The sequence below is a fragment of the Allobosea sp. TAB14 genome, from assembly GCF_052113865.1.
Lineage (GTDB): Bacteria > Pseudomonadota > Alphaproteobacteria > Rhizobiales > Beijerinckiaceae > Allobosea > Allobosea spartocytisi.
Window position 1 is genome coordinate 1 of the sequence record NZ_JBFRDQ010000250.1, and the last position, 5249, is coordinate 5249.

The 5249-nt window shown below is 62.0% G+C and carries 3 protein-coding genes; 2 read left to right on the plus strand and 1 reads right to left on the minus strand.

Annotated elements, in window-relative coordinates; all coding sequences use genetic code 11:
- On the minus strand, positions 1-1359 hold a 1359-nt coding region (locus AB4Y99_RS25375; RefSeq protein ID WP_441525273.1), incomplete at its 3' end, for a type IIL restriction-modification enzyme MmeI.
- 142 nt (positions 1360-1501) lie between these two features.
- On the opposite strand from AB4Y99_RS25375, the gene uvrB reads away from it, so the two are divergent.
- Positions 1502-4201 carry an excinuclease ABC subunit UvrB gene (uvrB, locus tag AB4Y99_RS25380; protein ID WP_441525274.1) on the plus strand — a complete coding sequence of 900 codons (2700 nt, stop codon included), beginning with the start codon at positions 1502-1504 and terminating at the stop codon, positions 4199-4201.
- Positions 4202-4274: 73 nt separating this feature from the next.
- Positions 4275-5249: AlbA family DNA-binding domain-containing protein (locus AB4Y99_RS25385; protein WP_441525275.1), on the plus strand; the 975-nt coding region annotated here is incomplete at its 3' end.

The following is a 5249-nucleotide window of genomic DNA, read 5'->3' on the forward strand; positions in this document are numbered from 1 at the left end:
CTCCAGCACCTCGCCTTCCAGCCGCTTCATCAGGTCCTGCGCGACATGCAGGAAATTGCCGGTTCCGCAGGCCGGGTCGAGGATGCGTATCGCGCAAAGCCGGCTGTGAAAGGCTTTCACATGATTGAGGGCGAGATTCTTCTGTCCGGCATCGCGCGCCTGCTGCGCCGCTCCGATGACGGCGCGCCACTCCTCGCGCAGTGGCACGATCACGGTCTCGATGACCAGCAGTTCCACATAGCTGCGCGGTGTGTAATGCGCGCCCAGGCGCGCGCGCTCGGCCGGGTTGAGCGCCTGTTCCAGCAGGCCGCCGAAGATCGACGGCTCCACCAGGCTCCAGTCATGCTCCGCGGCGGCCAGCAATTCGGCGATGCCGTCGCGGCTGAGGCCGAACACCTGCGGATCGGCGAACATGCGGCCGTTGAAGCATTTGATTTCGGCGCGGACCGCGGCGGAAAAGCCGCCGCGGTCCATCGTTCGCCAGAGCTCTTCGAGGAGCGGCTTGAAGCTTTTCGGTGAGTCCAGGCATTCGCGCAGCAGCCGCTTGAAGCTGTCGGCGGGAATGAGCCGAACATCCTCCGCGAACATGGTGAAGATGCAGCGCATCAGGAAGAGCGCGACGAATTCCGGATCATGCCGCTGTTCCAGGGCCTTGGAAACGACCGCGAGCCGCTCAGCGATCTGCCGGGTCGCGATGGCCGCCCGGCGCGCCGGGTCGAGCGAGAGCGGGTCTTCCCAGACCCGTCTCATCAGATCCCGGATCTGCGGGTCCCTCAAATCTTCCAGATAGATGCGGAAGCGGTGCCGGTCGGGAAACTGGGCGTAGTTTTTCCCGAGGCTGGAGAAGTCCGCATAGAGCTCGAAGCAATGGCCGACATCGCAGACGATCAGGAAGGGCGGCCAGCCATGGCTCGCCGGCACGGCCTTGGCGTAGCGCTCGCCCTGATTGCGGGCGTTGAGCATGAACAGGTCGCGCCCGAGTTCCGGACCGCGGCGGCCGCGCGTGTTGGCGGAAGCCACTTCGGCGCCTTCGTCGTCACCGACCAGCAGCAGCGCTTTCGGTCTGCCCTTCAATCGGCTCTGCTTCGCCTCCAGGACGAAGGCGCTCTTCTTGTAGAGGTCGATCCGCCCGGTCGTGTGCCCGCCCTGCCCGTCGGGAAAGCGCACGGGGTACTCGAAGCGATAGGCCACCGCGTCGGCGTCGCTGGTTGGCGGCTGCGGCGCCTCGACGCCGATGAGAGGGCACAATTCGCTCAGGAACTGCGCATAGGCCGCGCGCTCCGCCCCCTCCGATACGCGCCAGCGGGCGATGAAGGCTTCGACCTCATCCTCCGCCGGCTCGGGTCTGCTCCCCGGCATCGTGACGGCCCCCTGATTGCGGATGCCGCATCTATACAACTATAAGTTGCAGTTTTTTGTCCTGTCAACTCCTGTCACCAATCATGCCAGCCGGGCGCTGCGCCCCCTCGCATCCGCGGCGGTTCCGCCCCATATTGCGGCCATGCCGAAAAGCTCCGACACCACCGCGACCAAGCCCAAGGCGGCGAAGAAGCCGTCCTCGGCCCGCACGCCCAATTCCAAGGCGACCAAGCCCGAGCTGAAGCCGCTCGAAGGCTATCTCGCCGACCTCTTGAACCCGGCGATCAACCGCGGCACGGCGGTGCCGGGCGGCGCCTCCGGCTTCAGCGACAGGCCGCAGGCCGGCTACGAGGCGAAGCCGAGCTATGCCACGGAGCGGCCGGGCGGCGAGGAGAGGCCCAAGCGCAAGCTCTCCAAGAAGGCGGACGGCGCCTTCATCGGCGCCGAAGGCGCGGCCGCGGCGACGGCGAGCTCGCTTCAGCACCTGCTGGAGACCGGCAGCCCCTTCATCCAGCCCGGCAAGCCCTGGACGCCGCACCGGCCCGAGCGCCCCGAGAAATCGGAAGGCGGCATCCGCTTCCAGATGAAGTCGGAGTTCTCCCCCTCGGGCGACCAGCCGACCGCGATCGCCGATCTCGTCGACGGCATCCGCCGGCAGGAGCGCGACCAGGTGCTGCTCGGCGTCACCGGCTCGGGCAAGACCTTCACCATGGCCAAGGTGATCGAGGAGACGCAGCGCCCGGCTCTGATCCTCGCGCCGAACAAGACATTGGCCGCCCAATTGTACGGGGAATTCAAGAGCTTCTTCCCCGACAACGCGGTCGAGTACTTCGTCTCCTATTACGACTACTACCAGCCGGAGGCCTATGTCCCGCGCTCGGACACCTATATCGAGAAGGAATCCTCGATCAACGAGCAGATCGACCGCATGCGCCATTCGGCGACGCGCTCGCTGCTCGAACGCGACGACGTGATCATCGTCGCCTCGGTGTCCTGCATCTACGGTATCGGCTCGGTCGAAACCTATACGGCGATGACCTTCTCGGTGAAGCTCGGCGAGCGCATCGAGCAGCGCCAGCTCATCGCCGATCTCGTCGCGCTCCAGTACAAGCGCACCCAGCATGACTTCGCCCGCGGCACCTTCCGGGTGCGTGGCGACGTCATCGAGCTCTATCCGGCGCACTATGAGGACCGCGCCTGGCGCATCGGCCTGTTCGGCGACGAGGTCGAGAGCATCAGCGAGTTCGACCCGCTCACCGGCCAGAAGACCGGCGAGCTCGAATTCATCAAGGTCTACGGCAATTCGCACTACACCACGCCGCGCCCGACGCTGACGCAAGCCGTGAAGTCGATTAAGGAGGAGCTGAAAGCCCGCCTCGACGAACTCAACCGCATGGGCCGCTTCCTGGAGGCGCAAAGGCTCGACCAGCGCTGCACCTTCGACATCGAGATGATCGAGGCCACCGGCTCCTGCAACGGCATCGAGAACTATTCGCGCTATCTCACCGGCCGCAAGCCGGGCGAGCCGCCGCCGACGCTGTTCGAATACCTGCCCGACAACGCCCTCGTCTTCACCGACGAGAGCCACGTCACCGTGCCGCAGATCGGCGGCATGTACCGCGGCGACTTCCGCCGCAAGGCGACTTTGGCCGAATACGGCTTCCGCCTGCCCTCCTGCATGGACAACCGGCCGCTGCGCTTCGAGGAATGGGACGCGATGCGGCCCCAGTCGGTGCATGTCTCGGCCACGCCCGGCGGCTGGGAGATGGAGCAGACCGGCGGCGTCTTCACCGAGCAGGTCATCCGCCCGACCGGCCTGATCGACCCGCCGGTCGAGATCAGGCCGGCCAAGCATCAGGTCGCGGACCTCCTGGACGAGATCAAGGAGGTCACCGAGAAGGGCTATCGCACCCTCGTCACCGTGCTGACCAAGCGCATGGCCGAGGATCTGACCGAATATTTGCACGAGAACGGCGTGCGCGTGCGCTACATGCATTCGGACATCGACACGATCGAGCGCATCGAGATCCTGCGCGATCTCCGGCTCGGCACCTTCGACGTGCTGGTCGGCATCAACCTGCTGCGCGAGGGCCTCGACATCCCCGAATGCGGCTTCGTCGCCATTCTCGACGCCGACAAGGAGGGCTTCCTGCGCTCCGAGACCTCGCTGATCCAGACCATCGGCCGCGCCGCCCGAAACGTCGACGGCAAGGTCATCCTCTATGCCGACCACGTCACCGGCTCGATGGAGCGGGCGCTGGCCGAGACCAACCGCCGCCGCGAGAAGCAGCTCGCCTACAATGCCGAGCACGGCATCACGCCGCAGACGATCAAGCGCGCCATCGGCGATATCCTCGGCTCGGTCTATGAGCGCGACCATGTCACGGTCGACAAGGGGCTGGTGGCGCCGGCCTCGGGCCACAACCTCAAGGCCGCGATCGCCGATCTCGAGAAGCGCATGCGCGAGGCCGCGGCCGATCTCGAATTCGAGACGGCGGCCCGCCTGCGCGACGAGATCAAGCGCCTGCAGGCGACGGAGCTGGCGATCGCGGACGATCCGCTCGCCCGGCAGGGCGATGTCGAGGCCTCCGCCGGCAAGTACAAGGGCGAGCGCAGCTACGGCTCCAGCGCCAACCTGCCGCCGACCCGCGCCCGGAAACCCACGGACGCAGATATGGGCCCGCATAATTTCGGCGGCGGCGAGGGCAAGCCCAAGTCTGGCGAAAAGCCGAACCCGCTGCTGACGGGCACCTCGCGGGTGCGGAAGCCGACGCTGGACGAAATGGGGCCAGTGCCGGAATCGCGGCCTAAGGGGGCGGCGGAGCGGAGAAGGAGGAGATAGGCAGCTTGGACGTCCTGTTGCTTATGGTATTTTTTCTAGTTACCCTCGCTTTGGCTCTAGATGAGAAGTGTCTATGTCGGTTTCTACTCAAGATATTTTGGCGGATGCCGCCAAGAAGATTGTGTCCCGGACTGAAGGCCAGTTCTGCGATTTTAAATCGAAAGATATCCAGCCTGCAAAGATTACAAAGGCACTTTCAGCCTTCGCGAACGCCGATGGGGGAGAGTTGTTTGTAGGAATTGAGGAGGTTGGAAGCGTTTTTAAATGGGATGGGTTCCAGAAAGAAGAGGACGCAAATGGTCTTATTCAGGCCGTCGAGCAGTTTTTTCCATTGGGGACTCATTTTAGAGCTAGCTTTTTACGCTGTATCTCGGAGTTAGGTTTGGTTCTTGCTATCGAGGTTGATAAGACGCCTGATGTAAGGCCGGCTTCTGATGGTACGCCTTATTTGAGAAGGGGCGCGCAATCTATCCCTCAAAAAACCAATGATCAGCTGAATAGACTTAAATTGAATAAAGGTATAATTTCGTTTGAGGATCATATTGTAAATAGTAATTCGGAATTTATTTCAGATTCTGATGCGTCAAGAGAATTTACTGCTGAAATTATACCCTCTGCTAAGCCAGAAGATTGGTTAAAAAAGCAAAAGCTAATCATCGACGGCAAGCCAACCGTCGCGGGTGTTGTCTTGTTCGCTGATGAACCGCAGATTGAATTGCCAAAGGCTGCTATTAAAATTTATCGCTACACGACCAATGATCCCGTTGGGTCGCGAGAGACGCTTGCCTTCGATCCAATTTCGATGGAGGGAAATGCGTATAGCATGATATATGCCTCAGTTGCCAAGGTTCGCGAGATTATCGAGAGAATTCCCGTGGCGGAATCGTCCGGCCTATCCAAGCTCGAGTACCCAACAGAAGCAGTTCATGAAATTATTACTAATGCCGCTATTCATCGGGATTATAGTATCAACGATGATATTCATGTAAGAATATTTGACAATAGAATTGAAGTCCAAAGCCCAGGGGTCCTTGCTGGGCACGTAACT

Excerpts from the sequence above, each read along its gene's own strand:
- uvrB (WP_441525274.1), top strand. The coding sequence starts at position 1,502 with ATGCCGAAAAGCTCCGACACCACCGCGACCAAGCCCAAGGCGGCGAAG.